Below are 25,558 nucleotides of genomic sequence, written 5' to 3' on the forward strand. Positions count from 1 at the left end.
CCGTGCCGTGCGCGACGGTTCATCGCGGAGGACTGAGCACGCACGTGGTCAACAACCGCCGAAGAGACCCTGTTCGGTCGACCAGGAGTTCTGGACGTTCAAGAACTCGATCCGGTCTCGTCCTCGTGGGCTCCGGTCCGACGGGGTGTCGAGCCCGAAGACGAGCCAGTCCCGACCACGGCGGGTGAACTGGATCCAACGCAGCCCGCCGTCGCCCTCGACGAGTCGCGGGCCACGGAGCAGCGGCTGAGTCGCACGGAGTCGACTCACAGCCGAGCCGACGCGGACGCCTCCTCGCGTGCGAGCCTGACCCTTGACCAGGATCGAGAAGATCACGTCGTCCTTCCAGTCCACGAAGATGTCGCGCTCGTACGTGGCGACGAGATTGGCCAGGTCTCCGCACTGCTCGTCCGGATCCGCAACGAAGAGGCCCGTTGCCAGTGCGTCCTGGAGGTTCATCCCGATGCGAATCGAGCCCAGCCGGCGCGGAGTCAACGACCAAGGCGCCAGCGAGTGTGGTCGAGCCGTTGGAGGACGACCGGTCCATCCCGTGGATCGTCGTGCCGCCAACAGGTCAGCATGGCCAACGGTGCGGGCGTCGGGCCCGTGGCGTCAAGGGTCGTCGGCGCACGTACGACAGGGCGCGCGCCGGTCTGCCTGCGGTTCGTCTCTGCCCGCTCGTCCACGGCCGGGTCAGGTGGTCTATGCCGCTCAGGCAGCCGGTTGTCGCAGGTCCGTGCCGCGAGGAGAGTGAGGAGATTCCCAACTGCGAAGGAGTGAGCATGCCCCCGATGTCTGCTCGGCCGAGGAAGTCCTCGGTGTTCCTCGCGGTGTTCGCACTGTTGCTCGCCGCCATGCCTGCACTGCTGGCCAGCAACGCCCACGCCGCGTCCGCTACCAAGGCCAAGACCTGGAACGTCATGGTCGGCGCTGAGTCGAGCTCAGGTGCCGTACAGACGATGGCGTACGGGCCCAAGAAGATCTGGATCAACGCCGGCGACACCGTGCACTGGGTCGCCAACTCGATGGAGCCGCACACCGTCTCCTTCGTCGACGACCAGCACCCCGCCGTCCCGTTCGACCTGTCGATCGCCTACATGACGACGCCCACGTCGAAGGGCACGATCTCCGAGCCGGGCCAGTTCCGCAGCTCCGGGATCATGGCCCCCGCACCCGACGCCCTCTTCCCCGACGCGGTCAGGACGTACGACCTGAAGTTCAAGAAGCCGGGCAAGTACAAGTACCTGTGCTACGTCCACGGCGAGGCCATGAAGGCCGTCGTCGTCGTCCGCAAGGCCGGCACGCCCTATCCGCACACCCAGGCCGACTACAACGCGATGGCCACCAAGGCGTCGAACGCGGACATCGAGCACGGGCTCGACCTGTGGGCCGACGCACTGGGTGCCGCCGACTCCCACCACGTGTTCATGGGCGCCGCCGACATGCGCGTCCAGATCAACCGGTTCATCCCCGGCAACGTCGTGGTAAAGGTCGGCGAGAGCGTGACCTTCGACATGGCGAGGAACACGTTCCCGGTCCCGCACACGGTCACCTTCGGGCCGCCCCCGGCCAACCCGCTCGCGCCGACCGGCGACCCGACGAACTTCCAGGGTGCCGCCCTCAGCTCCGGCGTGATCCTGCCTCCGGGGTTCGGGCCGCCGCCGAGCACGTTCACCGTGAAGTTCACCAAGGCAGGCACCTACTCGTACGTCTGCCTGCTCCACGCCGGGATGGGCATGGTCGGCCAGGTGGTCGTCCAGTAGCCCGCACGAGGACGGCCGGTTCCCCGCAGCGCCTGCTCACCCAGCTCGCGCTGCGGGGCAGGGGACCTCGTCACGCCGTGCGCGTTCCGCAGGACCCGTCGTACCCGACGAGCGGGCTAGACCCAGTCCCCGTCGGTCCGCTTGCTGTGGTCGTCGCGCCACACGACGATGGCCGCCCCCACGGCTGCCAACGAGACCACCACGCAGAAGACGATCGTCAGGGCTTCCTGGATAGTGCCCATGTCGGCAGCCTACCTCCGCCATCCACCACCCGGCCGGTGCAGCGTCGGCCGCGGGGGAGGAGCGCGCTGAGGCTATGTTCGGGAGATGGCGAAGCACTGGGTGGCGACCCGTCCCGGTGGCCTCGATGTGTTCTCGTTCGAGGACCACGACGTCCCGGCACCAGGCGCGGGCGAGGTCACGATCGAGGTCCGGGCGGCAGGGATGAACCCGGCCGACGCCAAGCACGTGGCGCGCGGCGGACCGGAGGACTTCCCGAGGCCGATCGGTTACGAGGTGGCAGGCGTCGTCACGGCCGTCGGGCCGGACACGGAGATCGCGTCAGGGCCGGTGGCGACCGGCGACGAGGTGCTGGCCTTCCGCATCAGCGGCGGCTGGGCCACCGCGGTCACCGTCCCGGCGGGCGACGTCTTCGCGAAGCCGGCGTCGCTGTCGTTCGGTGAGGCCGCCAACCTGCTGCTCGCCGGCTCCACCGCCGCGGAGATGCTGCACGTCACCGGAGTGCGCGAGGGCGAGACCGTCCTCGTCCACGGGGCGTCCGGCGCCGTCGGGGTCAGCGTGCTTCAGCAGGCCGCGATGCTCGAAGCGACGGTGGTGGGCACCGCGAGCGAGAGGAGCTCCGGCATGGTGCGGCGGTTCGGCGGCACGCCGGTGGCGTACGGCGACGGGCTGGAGCAGCGCGTGCGAGATTTCGCACCGGACGGCGTGGCCGCGGCGCTGGACTGCGTCGGAACGGACGAGGCCGTCGACGTCTCGCTCGCCCTGGTCGCCGACCGCGAGCGGGTCGTCACCATCGCCGCCGCCGACCGTGCGAGACGCGAGGGGTTCAGGGCGATCGCCGGCGCGATGCCGGCCAGCCAGGCCTTCCGCGACGCGGTGCGCGCCGACCTGGTCCGGCTCGCCGGGGAGGGCAGGCTCGTCGTGCCCGTCGCCCGCACCTTCCCGCTGGGCGACGCGGTCGAGGCGACGGAGCTGCTGATGAGCGGCCACCCGGGCGGGAAGCTGGTCCTCGAGCCCTAGCGGGGGTCCCGGCCGAGCCCCGCGCGGGGCCGTCTCGAGGGCCTGCTCAGCGCTTGCCGATGCCCGGGAGCAGGTGCCGTGCCGGTGTCGTCAGCGTCCGGCGGGCGGAGCGGTCGATGAGGGAGCGGTAGACGTCGACATAGCCGCGGCACATCCGCTCGGCGCCGAAGCGTGCAGCGGCTCTGCGGCAGGCCTCGGGGTCGATCTCGCCGACCCGGTGCACGGCCTGCACCATCTCGTCCTCGTCGTCGCAGATGAAGCCGGTGACGCCGTGCTCGATCACCTCGGGCACCGAGCCGCGACGCAGGGCGATCACGGGCGTGCCGGCGGCCAGTGACTCGATCATCACGAGGCCGAAGGGCTCGGGCCAGTCGCTGGGGAACAGGGTGGCCCTGGCGCAGGCGTAGAAGGTGGGCTTCTCGTCCTCCGCGATCTCGCCGACGAAGCGGACGTGTGCGCCCATCCGGGGTCTGACCTCGCCCTCGTAGTAGGAGACGTCGGTGGGGTCGACCTTGGCGGCGATCCGCAGGGGCACGCCGGTACGTCGTGACACCTCGATGGCCGTCAGCGGCCCCTTCTCCTCGGCGATCCGGCCCACGAAACCGAGGTAGCCGTCCGTGTCGTGGGGCACCTCGCGGTAGTGGTCGAGCTCGAGGCCGTTGTGGACGGTCGCCGCCCACGTCAGGTCCAGGTCGGAGACGGCGCGCCGCTGGTCGTTGCTGATGGACACCAGCGGGACCGATCCGTACCGGGGCAGCAGCTCGCGCACGACGTCGAGGTCCAGCCGCCCGTGCAGCGTCAGCACCGTGGGCGTGTCCATGAGCCTGGTGAACGGCAGCGTCAGCACGTCGAGGTGGGAGTGGATGACGTCGAAGTCACCGGCGCGTGTCGCCAGCTCGGCCAGCATCGCCAGGTGCAGGTGGGGTGCCACGTCCACCATCTCGTCGGCGCTGAACCGCTCGCGCAGCGGCTGCTCGAAGGCCTCGAGACGCGCCTTCGTGTCCGAGGTCGCCGGCCCGAAGAGGGTGACGTCGTGCCCCTGGGCGACGAGTCCGTCGCACAGGGTGGCGATGACACGCTCCGTCCCGCCGTACGCGCCCGGCGGCACGGCCTCGTAGAGCGGCGCCACCTGCGCGATGCGCAAGGGCGGCTCGGCGCGGGGGACCTCGGCCCGTCGCGGCGCGGGCACCACCCGTGGGGCGCGCCGGCTGTACCCCACCCCGTTGACCGCGCACGTCTCCATCCCTGTGACTGCCATCTGCACTGCTCCTCTCGTGTGCGGCGCTCGGGCGACCGCGTCCCCCTCGTCGTCTGCTCGCCCGGCACCTGCTCGGCCGGTGCAGGTGAGGACCGGCGGCGCCGTGGCGGGGGGGGTTGGTCGCACGGCGCCGCCGGTGGCTATCCGGCGCGGGGCGTCTCGCGGTAGTCCTCGACGAGACGGGCCTTCTCGAGGATCCGGCGGACCAGCCGTCCGCCGGCGATCCTGATGTCCTGGTCCACCCGGCGCGGCGTCGCCACCTGCATCCGTGAGGCGGCGTCGACGGCCGCGGCCAGCGCCATCACCTGGTTCTCCAGGTCCCTCACCCGCTGTTCGAGGTCGCGGGCCGGGATCCCCGGCACCGCGTCTCCACCCTGCTGACCGTCGTACGTGATCACGTCCGCCCTCCCTGTCGCCTTGCGCTCCACCCCTGTGACCGGCGGGTGGGCCACGGATGACGCGAGGTGGTCGCCGGACCGCCCGGCCGCGCGAGTGGTCGAGCGCCTCAGCCGGGGCCGCGGTCGGGCACGCCCGAAGGGAGGGTTCGCGTCATGCGCCCGGCCGAGGGCGGTCATAGACTCGTGGAGGTCTACCCAAGGGGCCGCAGGTCCTGCTTCTCGGCGGGAAGGAGGACTGCGTGGCGAGCGAGGCCGTGCGTGGCGACCAGCCCTACGACGAGCGCGTCGTCGTGGAGCTCGTCCCCGTGCTGCGCCGCGTGGTCGGGGCCAGGATCAAGGACCCGCACACCGTCGAGGACCTGGTCCAGGAGACGCTGGCCAGGCTGATGTCCTCCTCCAGGCGCGTCGACCCGGACAAGCTGCACCAGTATGCGGCGGTCACGGCGCGACACGTCGTGGCGACGTACGCCGAGCGCAACGACCGGGCGCGCAACCGGTCGCACCTCCTCGCCGATCCCAGCGACGCGCCACCTCCCACCGAGGATCTCCTGCTGCAGGAGGACCGGGAGTTCGTCGCTGCGGCGCTGGAACGGCTCTCCGCCGAGGACCGGGACCTCCTCGTGGCCCACGAGGTGCAGGGCCAGGACACCACCACGATGGCGGCGGAGCTGGGGTCGACGCCCGGCGCGGTGGCCGCCCGTCTGAGTCGCGCCCGCGCCAGCCTCCGCGTCGAGTACCTCCTGGCCGCCGAGGCGATCGACCCACCCTCCGACCGATGCCGGCCCGTCCTGAGGGCGTTGTCGAGCAGCGACCGGCGACGTCAGCGCGAGCTCGACGCGAGCGGGCACCTGCTGGAGTGCGAGACGTGCAGCCAGCTCGCCGACCGGCTGTTCGAGCGGCGCGGGCAGCCGGCCGAGGACGGCGTCGTGCGGGTGCCGGTGTCGCGGGACGCCGACGTCGTGACGGCACGGCAGCAGGGTCGCGAGGTCGCCGCCCGCGCCGGCTTCTCCACCTCGGCCCAGACCTTGGTCGCCACCGCGATCTCCGAGATCAGCCGCAACATCGTCAAGTTCGCCGACCGCGGCGAGGTGGCGATCTCACTGGTGACGGAGGACGGGCGGCAAGGCGTCCGGGTGGTGGCGCGCGACGTAGGCCCGGGGATCGCGGACCCCGACGTCGCGCTGCGTGACGGCTACAGCACCTACCACGGCCTCGGGCTCGGGCTCCCCGGCGCGAAGCGGCTGATGGACCGGTTCCACCTGAGCTCGGTCCCCGGCGAGGGGACCACCGTGACGATGGAGAAGTGGTTGACATGAAGCGACCAGCACCTGACACCGAGCAGCGCACGAGAGGCGATGACGTCATGACGGACGAGACCAGCACCCCCACCGGCGCCGAGGGCGACCGCGGCGACGAGCTGCTGCTTCCCGAGCTGGTCGCCCACCTGCGCGACCATCGCACCCAGCTCCGGCAGCAGTGGGCGGAGCGGATCACCGACGCCCACCTGCTCTCGTCGATGACCAACCAGGAGGTCTTCTCGGAGGCGACCTCGGTGTACGACAACTACGTCGAGGTGCTGGAGACCGGCAGCGTCAAGGCGCTCCAGCACTACGCGCGCGACCTCTCCGAGCGCATCATCCCGCGCGGCGTCGAGACCCACGAGGTCATCGGGATCGTGCTGCTCCTGCGCGACGTGCTGGCCCGCTCGCTCTTCGAGAAGTACCGCGACGACTTCGAGCTGCTGAACCGGGTGCTCGATGCCTACGAGCCCGCGGCCAACCGCATCGCCAACACGGTCGCGGTCAGCTTCGTCGAGCAGCGCGAGCGGGTCATCCGCGACCAGCAGGACGCCCTGCTGGAGCTCTCGACTCCCGTGCTGCAGGTGCGCGAGCGACTGCTGATCCTGCCCATCATCGGCGTGCTCGACCAGACCCGGGCCCAGCAGCTCACCGAGCAGCTCCTGCACGGGATCCGGGCGCACCGGGCGAAGCTCGTGGTCATCGACGTCACGGGCGTGCCGGACATGGACGAGAACGTGGCCAACTCCCTCGTCGACACGGTGACGGCCTCCCGGCTCATGGGAGCGGACGTGATCATCACCGGGCTGTCCTCGGAGATCGCCCAGACGCTCGTCACCATCGGTGTCGACCTCAGCAAGATGCACACCGTCGGCGACCTCCAGGGCGGGATCGAGGAGGCGGAACGGCAGCTCGGGTTCCGGGTCTCGAAGGTGCCGGATGCCGACTGACGTCCCCACCGCTCCCCACGTCCCGCTGCCCGCGTCGATCCTGTCGCAGGGACCGAACCTGATCGTCTCGATCCACGCCGCCCTCGACGACGAGCAGCTCGAACGGCTGCAGCGCGACCTCCTCGAGCGGGTCGGACGCGACCGTTGCCGGGGGATCCTGATCGACGTGGCGGCGCTGGACGTCCTCGACTCCTTCGCCGCCCGCACGCTCGCCGACCTCGCCTACATGGCGCAGCTGCGGGGTGCCCGGACCGTCGTCGTCGGCATCGCGCCGGACGTGGCCATGACGCTCGTGCGCCTGGGCGTGCGCATCCCGCTGACGCAGACGGCGCTCGACCTCGAGGAGGGCCTGGAGTGGCTGGGCACGTGACCGACCCGCTCGAGCGCTTCCGCCTCGACTACGCCCCCCTCTTCCTGCGTCACCTCTCCCAGCGCGACGAGTCCGGGCTGCAGGCGGCCTACGAGCTCGGGCGTCGCGCGATGGAGGAGTCGGTCGGCCTGCTCGACGTCGTACGCGTCCACAACGACCTCTTCCTCGACGTGCTCGCCACGGTCCGCGACGTCGACGAGGTCCCCGCCCTGGCCGAGGCCGCCGCCACCCTGCTCATCGACCTCATCGCGTCCTTCGAGGTCGCCCAGCGTGGCTTCCTGGACGCCCGGCGTGACGCCCGGCCCCGCTGAGGACGGTCAGGCGCCGTCGCGACGGACGGCGCGGTCCAGCGTGGCACGCAGCTCGTCGGCGCCGACCCGCCTGGCGGTCGCACCGCTCCACGTCCCGTCGCTGCTGCCGTCGTACGGGACGCCGTACGCCGGGGTGTCCGGCTGGAAGCGCCAGCCCTCGGCGAGCGGCCCGGCGTCGAGGACGTCGTAGCCCAGCGTGTCGAGCAGCCCGCGTCGCCGCCTGCTTGGCGTCCGCGTCGTCGCCGGCGATCGGGAGGACCGAGCGCTCGTCGCTGCCCGCCGCGGCCTGCGGCCTGGCGAGGGCGGCGAGGTGCCCGAAGAAGATGTTGTTGAAGACCTTCACGACCCGCGCGCCGGGAAGCGTCCGTGCGGTGAGCTCGCTGGAGCTCGTCGACTCGTCGTCGAGCTCGCCGATGTGCCCGTCACGCTGCGGGTAGTAGTTGCCGGTGTCGAGGACGACCTGGCCGTCGAAGGCGTCCGCCGGCAGGTCCCCGAGGGCCTTGAGCGGCACCGTCAGGACGACGAGATCGCCGGCACGCGCCGCCTCGGTGGCGGTGCCGGCCCGGGCACACGGCCCCAGGTCGGCGACGAGGTCCGCGAGCGTCTCCGGGCCCCGGCTGTTCGCCAGCACCACGTCCAACCCCGCGTCGACCGCCAGGCGGGCGACGGTGCTGCCGATGTGTCCTGCTCCGACGATGCCGAGTGTGGTCATGGACGTCGCAACGCCTCCCGGCGCTCCGATGTTCCACGGTCAGGTGGTGGGGACGCGCTCCTGTCGCTGGGCGGGGATGTGGGCGTCGGCCGCCCGCGCGCGCGTGAGCTGCTCGTACACCTGGACGTAGCCGCGGCACATCGCCTGCGCCGAGAACCTCTCGGCCCGTTGCCGACACGCGTCGGGGTCGATGTCGCCGACGCGTCGCACCGCCTCGACCATCTCGTCGACGTCGTCGCAGATGAAGCCGGAGACGCCGTCCTCGATCACCTCCGGCACCGACCCGCGGCGCAGCGCGATGACCGGCGTGCCCGCTGCCATCGACTCGATCATCACGAGACCGAACGGCTCGGGCCAGTCGCTGGGGAACAGCGTCGCGCGGGCGCCGGCGTAGAACGGAGGCTTCTGCTGCTCGTCGATCTCGCCCACGAAGTCGACGTCGGGTCCCATGAGGGGGGCGACCTCCTCCTCGTAGTAGGGCTCGTCGAGGGGATCCACCTTGGCGGCGACCCGCAGCGGCAGGTCGCAGCGCCGGGCGATCTCGATGGCCGCCAACGGCCCCTTCTCCTCGGCGATGCGACCGACGAAGCCGAGGTAGCCGTCGGGGTCGTGCGACACGTCGCCGTAGGTCGAGAAGTCCAGGCCGTTGTAGACGGTCGCCGCCCAGGTCAGGTCGAGGTCGGCCACCGCGCGGCGCTGGTCGTTGCTGATCGACACCAGCGGCACCGAGCCGTACCTCGGCAGGAGGTCGTGCAGGAAGTCGAGGTCCAGGCGACCGTGCATGGTCAGCACGGTGGGCGTGTCGAAGAGCCTCGCGAAGGGGAAGGTCCAGATGTCGAGGTGGGAGTGCACGACGTCGAACTCGTCGCGCCGCGCGTAGAGGTCCGCCATCATCTGGAGGTGGAGGTGCGGGGCGAGGTTGACCAGCTCGTCGGCGTCGAAGCGCTCCCGCAGCGGGTCCTCGTAGGCCTCCAGCGTGGCAATGGTCTCGGACGTCCGCGGCGCGAAGAGGGTCACGTCGTGGCCCATCTCCACCAAGCCGTCGCACAGGGCGGCGATGATGCGCTCGGTCCCTCCGTAGGCACCCGGCGGCACCGCCTCGTAGAGCGGCGCGACCTGCGCGATCCTCATGAGGCTCCGGCTGTCGTCAGCCCACCGGCCGCGGCAGGGGCAGCATCGGCCGACCCGCGTCGGGGCAGCGGCAGCAGGTAGCCCATCCGGGCGCGGTAGCGCGCGTCGCACGCGGTGCACTCGACGTCGCCGTCGCGGCGGACCTCCATGCGCCGGCCGCAACCCGGGCACGGGCATTCGAACACGGTGCTCAAGACTCACTCCCTCCCGGCGACACGGGGTACGTGCCGTCCGGCCCACCTCCAGCATCCGCTCACACCGAGATCGGGGAAACCCTCACAGGGGTGCGTTCGTCGGAGGCGATGGGGCACAGTGGACGGGTGTCTGAGCTACATCTCTCGGCGGACGCGGTCCCGGTGGGCGGTCGTCACGACCTCGTGACGGTCGATGGACGCAGCTTCTCCATCAGCGACGAGGGCGGCGACATGGTCGCGGCGACCCACGGTCTCGTGTACGACGACCTGCGGCACCTCAGCCGGTTCCGGCTCGATGTCGTGGGAGGACGCACGGAGCTCCTGGCCGCCAGCACCCCCACGCCCATGTCAGCGGTGGTCGTCTCGCGCGTCGTCACCGACGTGGAGCAGGCACCCGGAGGTGCCGGCGACGCGCGCCGTGACGTGGCAGAGGTGCTGGCGGTGCGCCGCCGCTGGCTGTCGGGCGGCCTGGTCGAGGAGCTGACGCTCAGCAACCCCCATCCGTCGCCGGTCGTCGTCCGGCTGGAGCTCGAGGTCGCCGCCGACTTCGCCCACGTCTTCGACGTGAAGGGCGGTGTCACGAGCCGGCGCCACGGGCGAGCCACGCGCACGGCGGACGGATGGCTCCTGGAGTCACCGGAGGACCAGGACCCGGGAACGGGGGACAGCACCGAGGTGGTGCTGAGCCCCGAGCCCGACGACTCCGACCCGTCGCGCGCCACGGCGACGTGGGACTTACGCATCGACGGACGCAAGGACGTCACGCTCCGGGTGGAGGTCCGCCCGGTCTCCGCTGGCGTACGTGCCCGGATCGAGCCAGCGGCCCTCGGCGGCACCGCGATCCGCCAGCTCGACGCCTGGCGGTCGGGCGTCCCGTCGGTCACCTCCCTGGACGCGCGCCTGCCCACGGCCGTCGACCAGGCACTCGCAGACCTCGCAGCGCTGCGCATCGTCGACGAGGCGCACCCCGACCGCGCGGTCGTGGCGGCCGGTGCCCCGTGGTTCATGACCCTGTTCGGCCGCGACTCGCTGCTGACGTCCTGGATGACGCTGCCGTTCGACGCCTCGCTCGCCGGGGGTGTGCTCGCGAGCCTCGCCGACCTCCAGGGCACGGCGGACGACCCCGCGTCGGAGGAGCAGCCGGGACGCATCATCCACGAGCTCCGCCGGCACGGCGGCAGTGGGCCGTTCTCGTCGCGGAGCCGCTACTACGGCACCGTGGACGCCACCCCGCTGTTCGTGGGGCTCGTCGCCGAGGCATGGCGCTGGCGAGCGCTCGACGAGGTCGCGCTCGCCCGCCTCGCGCCGGCTGTCGGCCGGGCCGTCGACTGGACCCTCGGCGCGGGGGACAGCGACGGGGACGGCTTCGTCGACTACCTCAGGCGCGACCCGCGAGGCCTGGAGAACCAGGGCTGGAAGGACTCCTGGGACGGCATCAACCGCGCCGACGGGACGTTCCCGAGGGGGCCGTTGGCCCTCGTCGAGGTCCAGGGCTACGCCTACAGCGCGTTGCGAGGAGCAGCGGAGATCGCAGGGCACGTCGACATCGGCCACCACGCCGACGAGCTGCTGCGGGAGGCGGAGGCGCTGAAGGACCGCTTCAACGACACCTTCTGGGACCGGCGTGGCCACTTCGTCGTCGGCCTCGACGGGGACGGACGCCCGGTCGACGCCCTGACGAGCAACCCCGGCCACGCGCTGTGGTGCGGCATCGCGGACGAGGACAAGGCACGCACCTGTGTCGAGACGCTCGTCGGCGCCGAGCTGTGGACCGGGTGGGGCCTGCGCACCCTGGCGACGACCATGGGCGCGTACGACCCGCTGAGCTACCACAACGGGTCGGTGTGGCCGCACGACACGGCCATCTGCATCGCCGGCGCCGCGCGGTACGGGTGCTGGGACGCCGTCGACCTGCTGGTCGACGGCGCGCTGGAGGCCGCGAGCCGCTTCGACGGCCGTCCCCCCGAGCTGTTCGCCGGGGTGTCCCGCGCCGACGTGCCGGTGCCGGTCGCCTACCCGTCGTCGTGCTCCCCCCAGGCATGGGCGTCTGCCTCGGTCCTGCTCAACGTCCGCAGCATGCTCGGCCTGCAGCCCACGGCGGACCGGTCGGGCCTCGAGCTGGCCCGCACGGACCTCGGTGCTGTCCCGGACCTGCTCCTCCAGCGACTCGACTTCGGGGGCCGGAAGGTGTCCGTGCGCGTCGAGGACGGTCGCGGCGACGTCCTGATGGACTGAGGGTCGACGCCGTCCTCCACGTCCGGGTTACCGTGGGGTAACCACTCCCCACCACCTCAGGATGACCAGCATGGTGCGCCTGCCCCCGGCAACCCTCACGCTGCACGGCCACGATCTGTCGTACGTCGACAGCGGCACGGGTCCCGCCGTGCTCTTCATCCACGGGATCCTGGGCTCGCAGCGCCAGTGGGCCCACCTGGTGGACGAGGTCGACGCCGACCACCGCGTGGTGGTGCCTGACCTGTTCGGTCACGGCGACTCCGCGAAGCCGACGGGCGACTACTCGCTCAGCTCGCACGCCGCGACGCTGCGTGACCTGCTCGACCAGCTGGGCATCGAGCGCGTCACCCTCGTCGGCCACTCGCTCGGTGGGGGGATCGCGATGCAGTTCTACTACCTCTTCCCCGAACGAGTGGCCCGCCTCGTCCTCGTGTCGAGCGGCGGCCTCGGCAGGGAGGTCAACCTGGTCCTGCGCTCGGCGACCCTCCCCGGCGCGCAGCACGTGCTGGGCGTGATCGCCTCCGCCCCCGTCCTGCAGCGGGTCGACGCGCTCGGGCGCGGGGCCCAGCGGGTGGGATGGCGCCCCGGCGCGGACATCGGGGCGATCTGGCGCGGATTCACCAGCCTGGGCGACAGCGAGAGCCGGCGGGCGTTCCTGGCGACGACGCGGGCCGTCATCGACTTCGGCGGGCAGAGCATCAGCGCGTACGACCACCTCGGGGCCGTGTCCGCGCCGCCCACCCTGATCGTGTGGGGCTCGAAGGACCGGATGATCCCGGCGTGGCACGCCCTCAGCGCCCAGCGGGCCCTGCCGGGTTGTCGCGTCGAGCTGTTCGAGGGGGCGGGGCACTTCCCGCACCTCGACGACCCCGACCGGTTCGCCCGGGTGCTGCGAGAGTTCATGGCCGCGGGGTCGGACGGTCCGGAGGTCGCGGCCGAGGCCTGACCGGGGCCGCCCGCGCAGGGTCAGCCGTCGGCGCGGGAGCGCCACTCGCCCTCGAGCATCGCGAAGACCAGCTGGGTCGCCCACGCGCCCTTGAAGAACACGTTGTCGACCAGGCGTGCCTCCTGCCGCATGCCCAACCGGGCCAGCAGCCGCGCGGAAGCGGCGTTCTCCTCGATGCAGACGGCCGTGATCCGGTGGAAGCCGAGGTCGTCGAAGCCGAGGCGCAGCATCGCCGTGGCGGCCTCGGCGGCGTAGCCCTGACCGCGGTGGTCGCGACCGAACGCGAAACCGACCTCTCCCTGGCGGTCCGAGGCCCACTTGAGCAGCACCTCGCCGATCACTGTGCCGGTCGACCGCAGCTCGACGGCGAGCACCAGCCACTGGCCGTGGGCGACGAGCTCGGTCTGGGTGAGCTTGACCTGCAGGGTCTCCGCGGTGGCGGCACGGTCGCGGACCGGCCACGGCACGTAGCGCACGACCTCGGGATCGCCGTGGAAGGCGGTCAGGTCGTCGAGGTCGTCCATCCGGTGCGCCCGCAGGACGAGCCGCTCGGTCTCGATGGGCAGCCGCACGGCCAGCCCGACCCCGGGCTCGGGAGCGTCCACCGGCGGTCTCACAGCGAGAAGTGACCCGGCGCGAGGCTGCGGAGCACGCAGAACTCGTTGCCCTCGGGGTCGGCGAGCACCGTCCACGACTCCTCACCCGTCTGCCCGACGTCGGCCCGGGTGGCGCCGAGGGCCAGGATGCGCTCGACCTCCTCCTCCTGCGACACGTCGACGGGGGAGACGTCGAAGTGCGAGCGGTTCTTGACGGTCTTGGGCTCGTCGACCTTCGCCAGGAAGATGGTCGGGCAGACCGGCCCGGAGCGCACGGCGTCGAGCAGCGCCTGGTCCTCGACCCGAGACGGACTGATCTCGACGAGGCCCGGCTCGCGGTGGACGACCTCCCATCCGAGCACCGCGCACCAGAAGTCGGCGAGCCGGTCGGGGTCGTGGCAGTCGAGCGAGATCTCGGTCAGACGGGAGGCCATGGAGCGATCCAAGCACGGTCCCGGACGGACGGTGCGCAGCCGGCGATCTGGTTTGATCGGCACGTGCGCCTGCTCCTCAACGTCGTCTGGCTGGTCTTCGGCGGCTTCTGGCTGTTCCTCGGCTACGTGCTGGCCGGCGTGCTGCTGTGCATCCCGATCATCACGATCCCGTGGGCGATCGCGTCCTTCCGGATCGCGGCGTACGCGCTCTGGCCGTTCGGGCGGACCGTCGTCGCCAAGCCGTCAGCCGGTGTCGGATCGTTCCTCGGCAACGTGATCTGGTTCGTGCTGGCCGGGTGGTGGCTGGCGATCGCGCACGTCGTGTCCGCGGTGGCGCTCGCGATCACCATCATCGGCATCCCGCTGGCCCTCGCCGACCTCAAGCTCATCCCGATCTCGCTGGCGCCGCTCGGCAAGGACATCGTCCCCACCAGCAGCGGCGAGTTCGACCGCTGACGGCTCTGCGACCGCGTCGAACCCAGTGTCGCCGGTGACGCCGACCTGGTAGGTCGCCGAGGTCAGCGGTCAGCGGCGTGCAAGCTGCCGGCAAGGATCGCCCACGAGCGTGTGGACCACCGTCCGGACCCGCCGGGCGTCGTCACCGAAGGAGACACGATGTCCCTGTCCACTCGCCGCCGCACTCACCGGACCGCGCTCGCCGCGTCACTGACCACCGTCCTCGCGCTGCCGCTCCTCGCACTGACCGTGCCGTCCGCCACGGCGCACGACGACGGCAGGCCGGATGCCGCGGACGGCTCCGGCGCTCGCCCCGTGCCCGCGCCCGCCCTCCGGGAGATGATGCGGCTCAAGGGCCGGCTGGCCCGCTACCGCTCCCCGGCTGCGGCGGTCGCGGACGGCTACCTGCCGAGCGCGGAGTGCAACGCCTCACCCACTGGCGGGATGGGACACCACTACGTGAACCCGAGCCTGATGGGGCCGGTGGACCCCGAGCGGCCGCCGATCCTCGTCTACGTCCCCGGCACCTCCGGGCTGACGCTCGGCGCCGTCGAGTGGTTCGTGCCCGACGCCGACCAGGACCCGGCGACCGACGGCGACCGTCCTGACCTGCTCGGCGTCCCGTTCGACGGTCCGATGCCGGGTCACGAGCCCGGTATGCCGGTCCACTACGACCTGCACGCGTGGCTGTTCCGGCACAACCCGGACGGGCTGCTCGCCGCCTTCAACCCCACGGTCCGTTGCTGACCACCGCCCGACCGGAGGAGACCGTCGTGGACGCCACTGCTACCGACCACGCGGCGGCCGGTCCTCGCCACGACCACACGCGCACCTGCTACTGGGACCACCGACGTGCCGGGTGGGTCTGCCCGGGCGTCCGGTCCCTCGCGCGCTGGACGCGCGACGACGACCGCACTCAGGAGCCGGTCCGAGCCCCCTGAAAGGTGGCGACTCACGCCGCCGCCTGTGTCACCATGCCGCCGTGGCGCTGACCTACGTTGCCTTCGGCGAGACCGCCGTCGTCGTCGACGGGGTCAGCGTGCCGGTGACGAGGGGTCGTGAGCGTGGTGTGCTGTGCGCGCTGCTCGCCGCCCACGGCGAGCACGTCCCGGGCGAGCGTCTCGCGATCGAGGTGTGGGGGGCGGAGGCGTCCGACCGCGTGCTCGCGTCGGTGCAGGTCGCCGTGTCCCGCCTGCGCCGTCTCCTCGAGCCGGAACGCCGGCCGGGCAGCCGGTCCGCGCTGGTGAGCACCGCAGCCGGCTACGCGATCGCCGCCGCGGCAGCGGACGTCGACACGTGGGCCTTCGAGGTGGCCGCTCGCGACGCGCTGCGAGCGGGCGACGGCCGCGACGCACTGGCGGCGACGGACGCGGCGCTCGCGCGCTGGACGGGTACGCCGTACGCCACCGTCGCGGGCGAGCTCGTCCGGGCGGCCGCCGACCGGCTGGTCGAGCTGCGCCTCGCCGTCCAGGAACAGCGGATCCGCGCCCTGCTCGAGCTCGGGCGCGCCGAGGACGCACTGCGTGATGCCGCTGACGTCGCCGCGCAGAACCCCTACGGCGAGCGGCTGTGGGCGCTGCTCGCGCTCGCCCAGTATCGCTGCGCGCGCCAGGCAGATGCGCTCGCCACGCTCCGGGGGCTGCGGGAGCGGCTCTCTGACGAGCTGGGCGTGGATCCCTCGGAGGAGGTGCGCACCCTCGAGCAGCGCCTGCTGCGCCAGGACCCCGACCTGATGGTGCCGGCGGTCGGGCCTGGTGACACGCTCGGTCGCCCGGACGCGGCCGCGGGCGCGGCCGACGCCCGGGTCACGGCCTTCGACGCGGGTCGAGGGCCCGTGACCGTCGGTCGCCACGACACCACTCGCTTCGCCGCCGACGTGGTCGCGCGGGCTGTCTCCACGGGTCGCACCCAGTTCCTCCTCGTCGCGGGTGAGCCGGGCATCGGCAAGTCCCGGCTCGTGCAGGACGTCGCACGGGGGGCCGGCGACGACGGCTGGCGGGTGCTCGTCGGCCGCGGGCACGAGGGCGGCTACGCACCTGCGCTGTGGCCGTGGCTGGCGATGGTGCGCGAGCTCGCGGCTGACGACGGCGAGAGCGCGTCCGACACCCGTCTGGCGCCACTGCTGGCGGACACCGACGTCGAGGACACCGGAGCCGGCGCGGGCCTGCGGATGTTCGACGCGGTGGTCGACCTCCTCGCGCGCTCGGCAGCCCGCCGACCGCTGCTGGTCGTGCTGGAGGACGTGCACTGGGCCGACTCCACCTCGCTCCAGCTGCTGCGCCACCTCGCCGACACTGCCCCGCCCGTGTCCCTCGCAGTCGTGGTCACCCGGCGCACGACCGAGGCGATCACCGCGGACCAGCTCGTCGACACCATGGCGACGCTCGCCCGGGCCGGCGCCGAGCGGCTGCGCGTCGACGGGCTGGACCGCACCGGCGTGGCCGACCTCATCGAGAACACCCTCGGCTCGTCGATCGCGGGCGAGCCGCTGGTGCGTCACGTCTCGTCCGTCACGGCGGGCAACCCGTTCTTCGTCCTCCAGTACGCCCGGCTGCTGGCGGGCCTGCCCGACCTGGCCACGGTGGAGCCCGCCACGCTCCCGGTGCCCGACGGCATCACCGACGTCCTGCGCCAGCGCATCGAGCGGCTCCCGCCGGACGGGGTCGGCCTGCTGACCGCTGCCGCGGTGGTCGACCGCACCATCGACCCCACCCTCGTCGCCGAGCTGAGCGGCATCGAGGTGGACCGCGCGCTGGAGCTCCTCGACCAGGCGGTGGCCAGCGGGCTCGCGGAGGAGCAGGAGCACGGCTACGCGTTCGTCCATGCCCTGGCTCGCGAGGCCCTCAGCTCCCGGATGGGGGCCGCTCGACGGATGCACCTGCACGATCGGGCGGCGCGCATCCTCGAGCAGCGAGGCGGGGACGACCCCGACGCGGCCGCCGACGTCGCCCACCACGCCCAGCTCGCCGCCCCGCTGGGCGTCGAGCAGGCACGGCGCGCCGTCGTCTGGCTGTCCCGCGCAGCAGAGGTCGCGGCCTCACGATCGGCTCACCAGGAGGCGCTGGACCTGTGGTCGCTCGCGCTCTCGCACGCACGGAGCGAGTCGTCCGAGGCCGCTCGCGCGCAGCGGGGGCGGGCGGCGGCGCTGCTGCGGCTGGGGCGCACGCCCGAGGCGCGCACCGCGGTCGAGGAGGCCGTGGCGACCGCGCACGACCTGGGGCGGTGGGACCTCGTCGCCGAGGCCGCCGCCATCCTCGGGGGTGCCGGGGTGTGGAGCTGGCGCGAGCACGGCAAGGTCGACCACGAGTTCATCGGCATGCTGACCGAGGCGGCCGAGCACCTCGAGGAGGCGCCCCGCGCCCGGGTGCTCGCCACGCTGCAGATGGAGCACTACTACGGTCCGCGCGGCGACGTCGTGCAGGAGTACGGCGAGGAGTCGGTGCGGATCGCCCGCACCCTGGGCGACCGGGTGCTGCTCGACGAGATGCTGATGGTGCGGATGGTCGGCATGATGGGCAGCGGTGACAGGACCGGGCGGGTGGAGCTCGTCGAGGAGCTGGTGGCCCGCCGTCCTCGCGGCGAGATCGAGCTCGCCGCCCTGTTCTACCTCGGCCTCCTCCGCTACGAGAGCCTCGAGGTCGAGGCGGCCGACGACGCGATGGCCCGCTGCGGCGCGGCGGCCGAGGCGCTGCGACACAGCGGTGTGGACATCCCGCTGGCGTGGTGGCGCTGGGCCCGCGCCCACGACGTCGATTCGCCCGAGGCCGGAGCACTCGGAGACCGGGCGCTCGACATGCACCGGCGAGCCGGCTTCATCGCGGCGCGCGAGCTCGAGTGCCTGCACGCGCTGCACTCCCGCCCGGCGGGCGCGGCCGTCCCCCCGGGTGCAGTCGCGCTGGCCTCGGGGGGCAGCGCCGCCCTGCGCGCGGTCACCGCCTGGGAGCTGGTCGAGGACGGCGAGCTCGACACGGCGCGCGACGTCCTCGGCCCGGCTGCCCCGGTCCGTGAGATGACCTACAGCTCGACGGTCGGCAGGTGCCTGCGGGTGGCGGTGCTGGCCGCTCTGGGCGACCTCGACGGCGTGCGCGAGGGGTTGCCGCTCATCGAGCCCTACCTCGGCGTCCCGGCCAACTACGGCTCGATCTTCCACTACGGCGTCGTGGACCACTTCCACGCCGTCGGGCTCGACGCGCTCGGCGACCCCCGTGCCGCCGATGCGGCGGCTCGTGCCGTCGAGCTCAACGCCCGCCTCGAGTGTCGCCCGTGGCAGCGGCGGTCAGAGGCCCTCGCGGAGCGGCTGCGAGCGCGGTAAGGCACGTGCAGGTGTCCGGCAAGGACGCCGCCGGATGCTCCTCCTGTCGCACCGAGCAGAGGAGAAGAGATGAACACCGACACCACCACCGTCGACCTGGCCGAGACGCCGGTCGCACCTCCGGCCACGCCCGACCGCCCCGACCGCAGACAGGCCCTCGCGGACCTGCGCCGCCGGGTCGCTGGCACGGTCCACACCCCCGACGACCCCGACTGGGACGCCGCCCGGATGCCGTGGAACGTCGTGGTCGACCAGCAGCCGCTCGCCGTCGTGGACGTCCGCGACGCGGGTGACGTCCGAGCCGCGGTCCGCTGGGCGGTGGACCTCGGCTTCCAGGTCGCTGCCCAGCCCACGGGTCACGGCGCGGTGCACGGACTGGGCGGTGACGTGCTGCTGCTGCGCACCGGTGCTCTGCAGGAGATCGTCGTGGACGAGCAGCGTCGCACCGCCACCGTCGGCGCGGGCGTCAAGGCCGGAGCACTGCTGGCCGCGCTCGACGGGACCGGCCTGACCTTCCTCGCCGGCTCGAACGACGACCCGACGGTCGTCGGGATGACGCTCACCGGTGGCATCAGCTGGTTCGGCCGCGCCTACGGGCTCGGGTCCGACAGCATCGTCTCGGTGGAGCTCGTGGACGGCCTCGGCCGCCACCGCACGCTGAGCGCCGCGAGCCACGGGCCGGACGCCGACCTGTTCTGGGCCGTGCGCGGAGGCGGAGGGGACTTCGGCGTGGTCACGCGCATGGAGGTTGCCCTGCACCCGGCGCCGCAGGTCTGGGGAGGCCGGCTGCTGTGGCCCCTCGAGCGTCTCCCGGAGCTGCTGGGAGTGTTCGCCCGGGCGACCGCCGAGGCCCCGGAGACCCTCAGCACCTGGCTGCACGCCTACCAGTTCCCGCCCGTGCCCCAGGTGCCCGAACCGTTCCGCGGCCGGTCGTTCGCCGGCGTCGCCGTCGCGCTCCTCGGGGATGCCGAGGAAGGTGAGCGGCTGGTGGAGCCGTACCGCGAGGTGCCCGGCCTGGCGATGGACCTCACCGGGGACGTCCCGCTCGCCGAGCTCAGCGGGATCGCCGCCGAGCCGACCGAGCCCACCCCCGGGATGGAGTGGTCCCAACTGCTGGCGCGGCTCGACGAGGACACCATGGAGGCCATCGTGCGCTCGGTCGGGGAGGGCAGCGGATCCCCGCTGCCGGTGGTGCAGGTGCGCCACCTCGGCGGCGCCTTCACCCGTACGCCGGACGGCGGCGGTGCGCACGGGCCGGTGCACGAGCCCTACAACCTGTTCCTGCTCGGCATCCCCGCCGTGCCGGAGCTGGCGCCGGCGATCGAGGCCTGCTTCGAGCGCACCGGTGCGGCCGTGGCCGACGCCGCCAGTGGGCGGACGCTCCTGAACTTCGGTGGCACCCGGGCCCACTCGACGTGGTGGTCGGACGCCGACCGCGAGCGGCTGGTCCGGGCCAAGGCCGAGTCGGACCCGCTGGCGACCCTGCGCAGCAACCGCCCCGTCAGCGGGACAATGGGGCCGTGAGTCCCACCACTCGTCACCCGGCGCAGCGATCGCGGTTGCAGGTCGTCGTCGCCCATCCGGACGACGAGACGTTCGGCTGCGGATCGCTGCTCCTCCACGCCGCCGACCGTGGCGCGCGCACCGCGGTGGTGTGCGCGTCCCGGGGCGAGGCGGGCGAGTCGACGGTCCCCTACGACGACCTGGGCGCCACCCGGGAGGCCGAGCTGCGCGCGGCAGCGCGGGTGCTCGGCGTCGAGCGGGTGGACCTCCTCGGCTTCGCCGACTCGGGCATGGCGGGTGAGCCGGCGCCGGGGACGGTGTGCGGCGCCACCGAGGACGACCTGGTCAGCGGCATCGTCGACGCGGTTCGGGCCTTCTCGCCCGACGTGCTGGTCACCCTCGACGGGAGCGACGGCCACCGCGACCACGTCCGGGTGCGCGACGCCGTGCTGCGCGCAGCAGAGGTCGCCGACGTGCCGCGGGTCTACGTCTCCTGCCTGTCGCGTTCGCTGATGCGGCGGTGGGCCGATCACCAGCAGGTCGTCGCCCCCGGCTCGCCCTACCTCGACGTCGACGCGATCGAGCTCGGGACACCCGACGAGGAGATGACCACCCTCGTGGACGTGCGGGTGCACCGCTCGGTCCTCGACCGGGCGATGGCGGCACACGCCTCGCAGTCGTCGCCGTACGCCGACCTGCCCGAGGGTCTGGCGGACGCCTTCCTCGACACCGCCCGTGCGCGGCGCGTGGTGCCACCGTGGACCGGCGGGTCGCCGGAGACCCAGCTGCTGGCCTGACGGAGGCGCGTTACGCGCTTCGCGCGTGCGCTTGCGCGATCGCGGCACCGAGGCGCGCGTTGTGCTCGACGAGCGCGATGTTGGCGGCGAGCGAGGCGCCGTCGCTGATCTCGACGATGCGGCCCAGCAGGTAGGGCGTTGCGTCCTTGCCCGTGATGCCGAGCGAGTCCATGTCGGCGAGGGCGCGGTCGATGATCGCGCCGATCTCGTCGGCCGGGATCTCCGACTCGGCCGGGATCGGGTTGGCGACGACGACGCCGCCGGCGAGCCCGAGGTCCCACTTGGCCCGCATCAGGGCCGCGACCTCGGCGGGGGAGTCGACGCGCATCGGGGCCCCGAAGCCCGACGAGCGCGAGAAGAACGACGGGAACTCGTCGGTGCCGTAGCCGAGCACCGGCACCCCCAGCGTCTCGAGCTTCTCCAGCGTCAGCCCGATGTCGAGGATGCTCTTCACGCCGGCGCAGACCACGGCGACGGACGTGGTGGCGAGCTCGGTGAGGTCGGCCGACACGTCGTACGACGTCTCGCCGCCGCGGTGCACGCCGCCGAGCCCACCGGTCACGAAGACGCTGATGCCGGCGAGGGCCGCGAGCCGCATCGTCGACGCGACGGTCGTCGCGCCGTGCAGGCCGCGCGACACGACGTAGGGCAGGTCGCGCAGCGAGACCTTGATGACCGACTCGTCGGAGGCCAGCAGCTCCAGGTCGTCGGTGGACAGGCCGATCGTCGGCCGCCCGTGGAGCACCGCGATCGTCGCCGGCACGGCGCCCCCGTCGCGGACGATGCCCTCGACGGTGCGCGCCATCTCGACGTTCTGCGGGTAGGGCATGCCGTGGCTGATGATCGTGCTCTCCAGCGCGACGACCGGCCGGCCGGACGCGAGCGCGTCGCGGACCTCGTCGGTGACGGTCAGCATTCAGGATCCCCTCTCGGGCGGGTGCCGCTCGGTGAGCTGCGTGATGGCGTCGGCCAGGTCGGGCCGGACGGTGTGGTGGCTCTCGACGGTCGCGGCAGCGGCGCGGTGGCCGAGGCGCGCGGCCTCGACGGGGTCCGCGCCCGCCAGCCAGGCCGCGACCCAGGCGGCGAGCATCGCGTCACCGGCGCCAGTCACGTCCACGACGGTCGCCGGGACAGCGGGCAGGTGGACGGGCTCCTCGCCACGGCTGCACATCCACGACCCGTCCGCCCCGTGCCGCAGCCAGACGTGCTCGACGCCGCGCTCGTGCAGGTCGGCCACGGCGGCGCGCCAGTCGGCGGGGGCGCGGCCGGTGAGGGCCGCGAGCTCGTCCGCGTTGGGCGTGACGAGGAGCAGGTCGTGCACCAGGTCGGCCAACCGCCCGGCCTTGGCTACCGAGACCGGCTCGAAGGCGAGCGGGACGCCGGACTCCGCCGCCGCGGCGACGACCCGCTCGGCCTGCTCGTGGGCGAGGTTGCCGTCGAGCACGACCAGCGCCGCGTCGGTGAGGTGGACCGTCTCGAGCCGCAGCTCGTCGACGATCGCCATGTCGGACACGGCCGCCACGAGCTCGCCACCGTCGTCGAGCACGGCGGTGTACGTCCCGGTCGCCCCGGGCGCGCGGCGTACGGCGCCCACGTCGGCACCGCAGGCGGCGGTCACCCGCAGCGCCTCGTCGCCGAAGGCGTCGTCACCGACGACGGACACCAGCCGCACCGGGGCACCGAGCAGGCCCAGGCACGCAGCGACGTTGCGGCCGACGCCGCCGGGGGAGATCCGGGTGCGGCCGGGGTTGCTGGTCGCCGGGACGAGCGGAGCCGCGGTGCGGGCGACCACGTCCATGTTGGTCCCGCCGACGACCACCACCCACTGCCTCACGCGCAGATCCTGACAGACGTCCGGCCGCGGGCTGGCGGGCGCGGGCCGGCCGGTGGCGACTCACAGGATCTGCACAGGTGGCACCCATGCACGCCTCAGTGGCGCCGGGCACGGTCGTCCCATGACCCACACGAGCAGCCCGTCGACGATCCCGTTGGCGCCGCCGGCTCCCGGCCCGGCGATCGGTGCCCGGGCCCGGCGCGACGACGCCGTCCGACTCGCGGCGGGGAGCACGCTGTGGCTCTCGCTGCTCCTCGTCGTGTGGTGGTGGCTGACCGGTGGCGGCGTCGCCGACCTGGGCGGGTGGGCGACCGGCCTGGAGTCGCTCGGCCGGATCACCGGTCTCGTCGCCTCCGTCCTGCTGCTCGCGCAGGTCGTGCTGATGGCGCGCGTCCCGGTGCTCGAGCAGGCCTTCGGCCAGGACCGCCTCGTGCGCATCCACCGGCTGGTCGGCCTCACGTCGTTCGACCTCATGGTGGCGCACGTCGTCCTCATCACCTGGGGGTACGCCGCCGGCTCGGTCACCGCCGCACCGGCCACCCTGTGGGACCTGGTCGTGAACTACCCCGGGATGCTGCTGGCCGCCGCGGGCACCCTGTGCCTGGTGATGGTGGTCGTGACCAGCATCCGCGCGGCCCGCCGCCGCCTGCGCTACGAGTCGTGGCACCTCCTGCACCTCTACGCCTACCTCGGTGTCGGCCTCGCGATCCCGCACCAGCTCTGGACCGGCGCCGACTTCACCTCCTCGCCCGGCCGCCAGGCCTTCTGGTGGAGCGCGTGGGCGGTGAGCGCCGGGAGCGTGCTGGTGTGGCGTGTCGGCCTGCCGGTCTGGCGCAACCTGCGCCACGACCTGCGGGTCGCCGCCGTGGTGCCCGAGGCCGCCGGCACCGTGTCGGTGCACGTCACGGGACGTCACCTCCACCGCCTGCCGGTCGAGGCCGGGCAGTTCCTCACCTGGCGCTTCCTGGGCCGCCCGGGACGCACGCGCGCCAACCCGTACTCCCTGTCGGCCGCCCCCGACGGCCGGTCCCTGCGGATCACCGTGCAGGACGTCGGCGACGGCAGCGGCTCCACCCCCGGCCTCGACGTCGGCTCGCGGGTCTGGGTGGAGGGCCCCTACGGGCGGCTCAGCCCCCGCGCGCGCCGCAACGGAAAGGTCCTGCTGATCGGCGCCGGCGTGGGCATCACGCCGTTGCGCGCCCTGGCGGAGGGACTGGCGTACGCCCCCGGCGACGCAGTGCTCCTCCACCGCTGGTCCGACGAGCCGATCTTCGCCGACGAGCTCATCGCGCTGACCCGGGACCGCGGCCTCGTCGCCTGGGGCATCCCCGGTCCCCGGCGGGCCCCCGACTCGTGGCTGGGCGACCGGGTCGAGGCCCCAAGCGACCTCGCCGCCCTCACCGCCTGGGTCCCCGACGTGGCCGAGCGCGACGTCTACGTCTGCGGTCCGGGCCCGTGGACCGACCTCGTCGTCCGCGACCTTCGCGCGGCCGGCGTGCCCGAGCAGCACATCCACCTCGAGAGCTTCGGCTGGTGACATCGTGAGACGCATCGTGTTGTGGGGTCTGAGCACCCTCTCCGCCCTGGTCGCCCTCATCGGCTACCACACCTCCACCTCGTCGGTGATGACCGCGACGGGGCCCGCGATCACCGGCTCGCTCCAGGCGCAGGCCGCCTCCGGGTCGGGCACCGGCTCCGGCAGCGGCTCGGGCTCCGGCTCCGGCTCCGGCACAGGCTCGGGCTCCGGACAGGCCTCGACCGGCGGGTCCCAGGTCACCGGCGACACCGCCCAGACGCCCTACGGACCCGTCCAGGTCCAGGTCGCCGTCAACGGCTCGACGATCACGGACGTCGCGGTGCCGCAGTACCCCGACCGGGACGGCCGGAGCGTGGAGATCAACCAGTTCGCCCTCCCGCAGCTGGTCAACGAGACGCTCGACGCGCAGGGCAGTGACATCTCGATGGTCAGCGGCGCGACCTACACCAGCCAGGGCTACCTGCAGTCGTTGCAGAGCGCACTCGACCAGGCCGGGATGTGACCGCCGTGGAGGCGGGGATCGCCCGCCGGGTCGAGCACGTGATGGGCATGCCGATCAGCCTGGCGCTGCGGGGCACCCACCTGCACGACGACGCCGCCGAGGAGGCCTGGCAGGCGGCGCTGGCGGAGCTGCGGTGGGTGGACGCGGTGTTCAGCACCTGGCGGGCCGACAGCCAGGTCTCGCGGCTGGGTCGGGGCGAGCTGACGTTGGAGGAGTGCGACCCGGCGGTCGCCGAGGTGATGCGCCTGGGCGACGACGCCCGCGTGTCGTCCGGCGGGGCGTTCGACGTGTGGCGGAGGGACCCGGACGGCGTACGACGCCTCGACCCCAGCGGGGTCGTCAAGGGATGGGCCGTCGACCGGGCGGTCGTGCCGCTGCTGGGGCTGTCCGGCACCGACGTCTGCCTGTCGGCCGGCGGCGACATGGTCTGCCACGTCGCGGACCCCGACGGGGAGCCCTGGACGGTCGGCGTCGAGGACCCGCTCGACCCGACGCGGCTGGTCGCGCGCATCCCGCTGCGGCGCGGCGCCGTCGCGACCTCCGGGTCGGCGCACCGCGGTGGCCACGTCGTCGACGCGCGGACCGGCGGCGCGGCGACCGCGCTCGCCTCGGTGACGGTCGTCGGCGCCTCGCTCACGAGCGTCGACATCGACGCGACCACCGCGCTGGCCCTCGGCCCGGACGGCCCCGCCTGGCTGCGCTCCCGCCTGCGCACCGGCGTGGTGGTGTGGGCGGACGGGCGTGCCGAGACGGTGGGCTGA

28 protein-coding genes are annotated in these 25,558 nt (G+C 73.1%); 17 read left to right on the forward strand and 11 right to left on the reverse strand.

Annotated features, from left to right (window positions below; all coding sequences use genetic code 11):
- Positions 1-48: 48 nt before the first annotated feature.
- Positions 49-570, reverse strand: coding sequence for a hypothetical protein (locus NYO98_RS12605; RefSeq protein WP_268112079.1), 522 nt, complete (start codon positions 568-570; stop codon positions 49-51).
- A 221-nt stretch (positions 571-791) separates the two neighbouring features.
- Here NYO98_RS12605 and NYO98_RS12610 point away from each other — a divergent pair, with 221 nt between their 5' ends.
- Positions 792-1,763 (forward strand): cupredoxin domain-containing protein, encoded by a 972-nt coding sequence (locus NYO98_RS12610; protein ID WP_268112080.1) that lies wholly within the window; start codon positions 792-794, stop codon positions 1,761-1,763.
- Positions 1,764-1,879: 116 nt separating this feature from the next.
- Here NYO98_RS12610 and NYO98_RS12615 read toward each other — a convergent pair whose 3' ends face one another.
- On the reverse strand, positions 1,880-2,005 hold the full coding sequence (locus NYO98_RS12615; RefSeq protein ID WP_268112081.1) for a hypothetical protein: 126 nt from the start codon (positions 2,003-2,005) through the stop codon (positions 1,880-1,882).
- A gap of 85 nt (positions 2,006-2,090) precedes the next feature.
- Between NYO98_RS12615 and NYO98_RS12620 the strand changes: the two genes are divergently transcribed.
- A complete protein-coding gene (locus NYO98_RS12620) occupies positions 2,091-3,023 on the forward strand; it encodes an NADP-dependent oxidoreductase (RefSeq protein WP_268112082.1) in 933 nt (310 codons plus the stop codon).
- A gap of 46 nt (positions 3,024-3,069) precedes the next feature.
- Here NYO98_RS12620 and NYO98_RS12625 read toward each other — a convergent pair whose 3' ends face one another.
- Complete coding sequence (locus NYO98_RS12625; protein ID WP_268112083.1) at positions 3,070-4,281, reverse strand: glycosyltransferase family 4 protein; 1,212 nt, start codon at positions 4,279-4,281, stop codon at positions 3,070-3,072.
- 140 nt (positions 4,282-4,421) lie between these two features.
- Complete coding sequence (locus NYO98_RS12630) at positions 4,422-4,679, reverse strand: hypothetical protein (RefSeq protein WP_268112084.1); 258 nt, start codon at positions 4,677-4,679, stop codon at positions 4,422-4,424.
- A gap of 239 nt (positions 4,680-4,918) precedes the next feature.
- On the opposite strand from NYO98_RS12630, the gene NYO98_RS12635 reads away from it, so the two are divergent.
- Genes NYO98_RS12635 through NYO98_RS12650 form a run of 4 tightly spaced genes read left to right on the forward strand, consistent with a single transcriptional unit; the run spans position 4,919 to position 7,608 of the window.
- The gene (locus NYO98_RS12635) at positions 4,919-5,995 is read left to right on the forward strand and encodes a sigma-70 family RNA polymerase sigma factor (protein ID WP_268112085.1); all 1,077 of its coding nucleotides are present in this window, start codon (positions 4,919-4,921) and stop codon (positions 5,993-5,995) included.
- A gap of 47 nt (positions 5,996-6,042) precedes the next feature.
- Positions 6,043-6,927 carry an STAS domain-containing protein gene (locus NYO98_RS12640; RefSeq protein WP_268112086.1) on the forward strand — a complete coding sequence of 295 codons (885 nt, stop codon included), beginning with the start codon at positions 6,043-6,045 and terminating at the stop codon, positions 6,925-6,927.
- The gene (locus NYO98_RS12645; protein ID WP_268112087.1) at positions 6,917-7,297 is read left to right on the forward strand and encodes an STAS domain-containing protein; all 381 of its coding nucleotides are present in this window, start codon (positions 6,917-6,919) and stop codon (positions 7,295-7,297) included. The genes NYO98_RS12640 and NYO98_RS12645 overlap by 11 nt, the downstream gene beginning before the upstream one ends.
- Positions 7,294-7,608: a phosphatase RsbU N-terminal domain-containing protein gene (locus NYO98_RS12650; protein WP_268112088.1), complete on the forward strand. Its 315-nt coding sequence runs from the start codon at positions 7,294-7,296 to the stop codon at positions 7,606-7,608. Before NYO98_RS12645 ends, NYO98_RS12650 begins: the two co-directional genes overlap by 4 nt.
- Here NYO98_RS12650 and NYO98_RS12655 read toward each other — a convergent pair.
- From NYO98_RS12655 to NYO98_RS12665, 3 genes are read right to left on the reverse strand one after another with little or no spacing between them, the layout of a single operon-like run.
- On the reverse strand, positions 7,541-8,320 hold the full coding sequence (locus NYO98_RS12655) for an NADPH-dependent F420 reductase (RefSeq protein ID WP_268112089.1): 780 nt from the start codon (positions 8,318-8,320) through the stop codon (positions 7,541-7,543). The genes NYO98_RS12650 and NYO98_RS12655 overlap by 68 nt on opposite strands.
- 39 nt (positions 8,321-8,359) lie before the next feature.
- Positions 8,360-9,451, reverse strand: coding sequence for a glycosyltransferase family 4 protein (locus NYO98_RS12660; RefSeq protein ID WP_268112090.1), 1,092 nt, complete (start codon positions 9,449-9,451; stop codon positions 8,360-8,362).
- Positions 9,448-9,600 (reverse strand): hypothetical protein, encoded by a 153-nt coding sequence (locus NYO98_RS12665; protein ID WP_268112091.1) that lies wholly within the window; start codon positions 9,598-9,600, stop codon positions 9,448-9,450. Before NYO98_RS12665 ends, NYO98_RS12660 begins: the two co-directional genes overlap by 4 nt.
- Before the next feature lie 171 nt (positions 9,601-9,771).
- Between NYO98_RS12665 and NYO98_RS12670 the strand changes: the two genes are divergently transcribed.
- A complete protein-coding gene (locus NYO98_RS12670; protein ID WP_268112092.1) occupies positions 9,772-11,880 on the forward strand; it encodes an amylo-alpha-1,6-glucosidase in 2,109 nt (702 codons plus the stop codon).
- 70 nt (positions 11,881-11,950) lie between these two features.
- Positions 11,951-12,826, forward strand: a complete 876-nt coding sequence (locus tag NYO98_RS12675; protein ID WP_268112093.1) for an alpha/beta fold hydrolase — start codon at positions 11,951-11,953, stop codon at positions 12,824-12,826.
- Between the two features lie 20 nt (positions 12,827-12,846).
- Here the strand turns inward: NYO98_RS12675 and NYO98_RS12680 are convergent, their stop codons facing one another.
- Together NYO98_RS12680 and NYO98_RS12685 are read right to left on the reverse strand one after the other, a co-directional pair.
- On the reverse strand, positions 12,847-13,431 hold the full coding sequence (locus NYO98_RS12680) for a GNAT family N-acetyltransferase (protein WP_268112094.1): 585 nt from the start codon (positions 13,429-13,431) through the stop codon (positions 12,847-12,849).
- 8 nt (positions 13,432-13,439) lie between these two features.
- Complete coding sequence (locus NYO98_RS12685) at positions 13,440-13,856, reverse strand: VOC family protein (protein ID WP_268112095.1); 417 nt, start codon at positions 13,854-13,856, stop codon at positions 13,440-13,442.
- Between the two features lie 63 nt (positions 13,857-13,919).
- On the opposite strand from NYO98_RS12685, the gene NYO98_RS12690 reads away from it, so the two are divergent.
- From NYO98_RS12690 to NYO98_RS12715, 6 genes are all read left to right on the forward strand, one after another.
- Positions 13,920-14,312: a YccF domain-containing protein gene (locus tag NYO98_RS12690; RefSeq protein ID WP_268112096.1), complete on the forward strand. Its 393-nt coding sequence runs from the start codon at positions 13,920-13,922 to the stop codon at positions 14,310-14,312.
- A gap of 159 nt (positions 14,313-14,471) precedes the next feature.
- The gene (locus NYO98_RS12695) at positions 14,472-15,059 is read left to right on the forward strand and encodes a hypothetical protein (protein WP_268112097.1); all 588 of its coding nucleotides are present in this window, start codon (positions 14,472-14,474) and stop codon (positions 15,057-15,059) included.
- Positions 15,060-15,085: 26 nt separating this feature from the next.
- Positions 15,086-15,253 carry a hypothetical protein gene (locus NYO98_RS12700; protein WP_268112098.1) on the forward strand — a complete coding sequence of 56 codons (168 nt, stop codon included), beginning with the start codon at positions 15,086-15,088 and terminating at the stop codon, positions 15,251-15,253.
- Between the two features lie 41 nt (positions 15,254-15,294).
- Complete coding sequence (locus tag NYO98_RS12705; RefSeq protein ID WP_268112099.1) at positions 15,295-18,624, forward strand: ATP-binding protein; 3,330 nt, start codon at positions 15,295-15,297, stop codon at positions 18,622-18,624.
- 69 nt (positions 18,625-18,693) lie between these two features.
- Entirely contained in the window at positions 18,694-20,148 is a 1,455-nt protein-coding gene (locus tag NYO98_RS12710) for an FAD-binding oxidoreductase (RefSeq protein WP_268112100.1), read from the forward strand.
- Complete coding sequence (locus NYO98_RS12715) at positions 20,145-20,924, forward strand: PIG-L deacetylase family protein (protein ID WP_268112101.1); 780 nt, start codon at positions 20,145-20,147, stop codon at positions 20,922-20,924. The genes NYO98_RS12710 and NYO98_RS12715 overlap by 4 nt, the downstream gene beginning before the upstream one ends.
- 10 nt (positions 20,925-20,934) lie before the next feature.
- On the opposite strand, the gene NYO98_RS12720 is transcribed toward NYO98_RS12715, so the two are convergent.
- Positions 20,935-21,840: a pseudouridine-5'-phosphate glycosidase gene (locus tag NYO98_RS12720; protein WP_268112102.1), complete on the reverse strand. Its 906-nt coding sequence runs from the start codon at positions 21,838-21,840 to the stop codon at positions 20,935-20,937.
- Positions 21,841-22,758, reverse strand: a complete 918-nt coding sequence (locus NYO98_RS12725) for a carbohydrate kinase family protein (RefSeq protein ID WP_268112103.1) — start codon at positions 22,756-22,758, stop codon at positions 21,841-21,843.
- Between the two features lie 121 nt (positions 22,759-22,879).
- On the opposite strand from NYO98_RS12725, the gene NYO98_RS12730 reads away from it, so the two are divergent.
- The 3 genes from NYO98_RS12730 to NYO98_RS12740 are packed head-to-tail and all read left to right on the forward strand — an operon-like array spanning position 22,880 to position 25,558.
- Positions 22,880-24,295, forward strand: a complete 1,416-nt coding sequence (locus NYO98_RS12730; RefSeq protein ID WP_268112104.1) for a ferredoxin reductase family protein — start codon at positions 22,880-22,882, stop codon at positions 24,293-24,295.
- 16 nt (positions 24,296-24,311) lie between these two features.
- Entirely contained in the window at positions 24,312-24,797 is a 486-nt protein-coding gene (locus NYO98_RS12735; protein WP_268112105.1) for an FMN-binding protein, read from the forward strand.
- Positions 24,798-24,802: 5 nt separating this feature from the next.
- Positions 24,803-25,558: an FAD:protein FMN transferase gene (locus NYO98_RS12740; protein ID WP_268112106.1), complete on the forward strand. Its 756-nt coding sequence runs from the start codon at positions 24,803-24,805 to the stop codon at positions 25,556-25,558.

The sequence above is a fragment of the Nocardioides pini genome (assembly GCF_026712185.1).
Lineage (GTDB): Bacteria > Actinomycetota > Actinomycetes > Propionibacteriales > Nocardioidaceae > Nocardioides > Nocardioides pini.

Coding starts and splice junctions, on each gene's coding strand:
- NYO98_RS12610 (WP_268112080.1), top strand. CDS start 792: ATGTCTGCTCGGCCGAGGAAGTCCTCGGTGTTCCTCGCGGTGTTCGCA.
- NYO98_RS12615 (WP_268112081.1), bottom strand. CDS start 2,005: ATGGGCACTATCCAGGAAGCCCTGACGATCGTCTTCTGCGTGGTGGTC.
- NYO98_RS12620 (WP_268112082.1), top strand. CDS start 2,091: ATGGCGAAGCACTGGGTGGCGACCCGTCCCGGTGGCCTCGATGTGTTC.
- NYO98_RS12625 (WP_268112083.1), bottom strand. CDS start 4,281: ATGGCAGTCACAGGGATGGAGACGTGCGCGGTCAACGGGGTGGGGTAC.
- NYO98_RS12640 (WP_268112086.1), top strand. CDS start 6,043: ATGACGGACGAGACCAGCACCCCCACCGGCGCCGAGGGCGACCGCGGC.
- NYO98_RS12645 (WP_268112087.1), top strand. CDS start 6,917: ATGCCGACTGACGTCCCCACCGCTCCCCACGTCCCGCTGCCCGCGTCG.
- NYO98_RS12655 (WP_268112089.1), bottom strand. CDS start 8,320: ATGACCACACTCGGCATCGTCGGAGCAGGACACATCGGCAGCACCGTC.
- NYO98_RS12660 (WP_268112090.1), bottom strand. CDS start 9,451: ATGAGGATCGCGCAGGTCGCGCCGCTCTACGAGGCGGTGCCGCCGGGT.
- NYO98_RS12665 (WP_268112091.1), bottom strand. CDS start 9,600: ATGGAGGTCCGCCGCGACGGCGACGTCGAGTGCACCGCGTGCGACGCG.
- NYO98_RS12675 (WP_268112093.1), top strand. CDS start 11,951: ATGGTGCGCCTGCCCCCGGCAACCCTCACGCTGCACGGCCACGATCTG.
- NYO98_RS12685 (WP_268112095.1), bottom strand. CDS start 13,856: ATGGCCTCCCGTCTGACCGAGATCTCGCTCGACTGCCACGACCCCGAC.
- NYO98_RS12695 (WP_268112097.1), top strand. CDS start 14,472: ATGTCCCTGTCCACTCGCCGCCGCACTCACCGGACCGCGCTCGCCGCG.
- NYO98_RS12710 (WP_268112100.1), top strand. CDS start 18,694: ATGAACACCGACACCACCACCGTCGACCTGGCCGAGACGCCGGTCGCA.
- NYO98_RS12720 (WP_268112102.1), bottom strand. CDS start 21,840: ATGCTGACCGTCACCGACGAGGTCCGCGACGCGCTCGCGTCCGGCCGG.
- NYO98_RS12730 (WP_268112104.1), top strand. CDS start 22,880: ATGACCCACACGAGCAGCCCGTCGACGATCCCGTTGGCGCCGCCGGCT.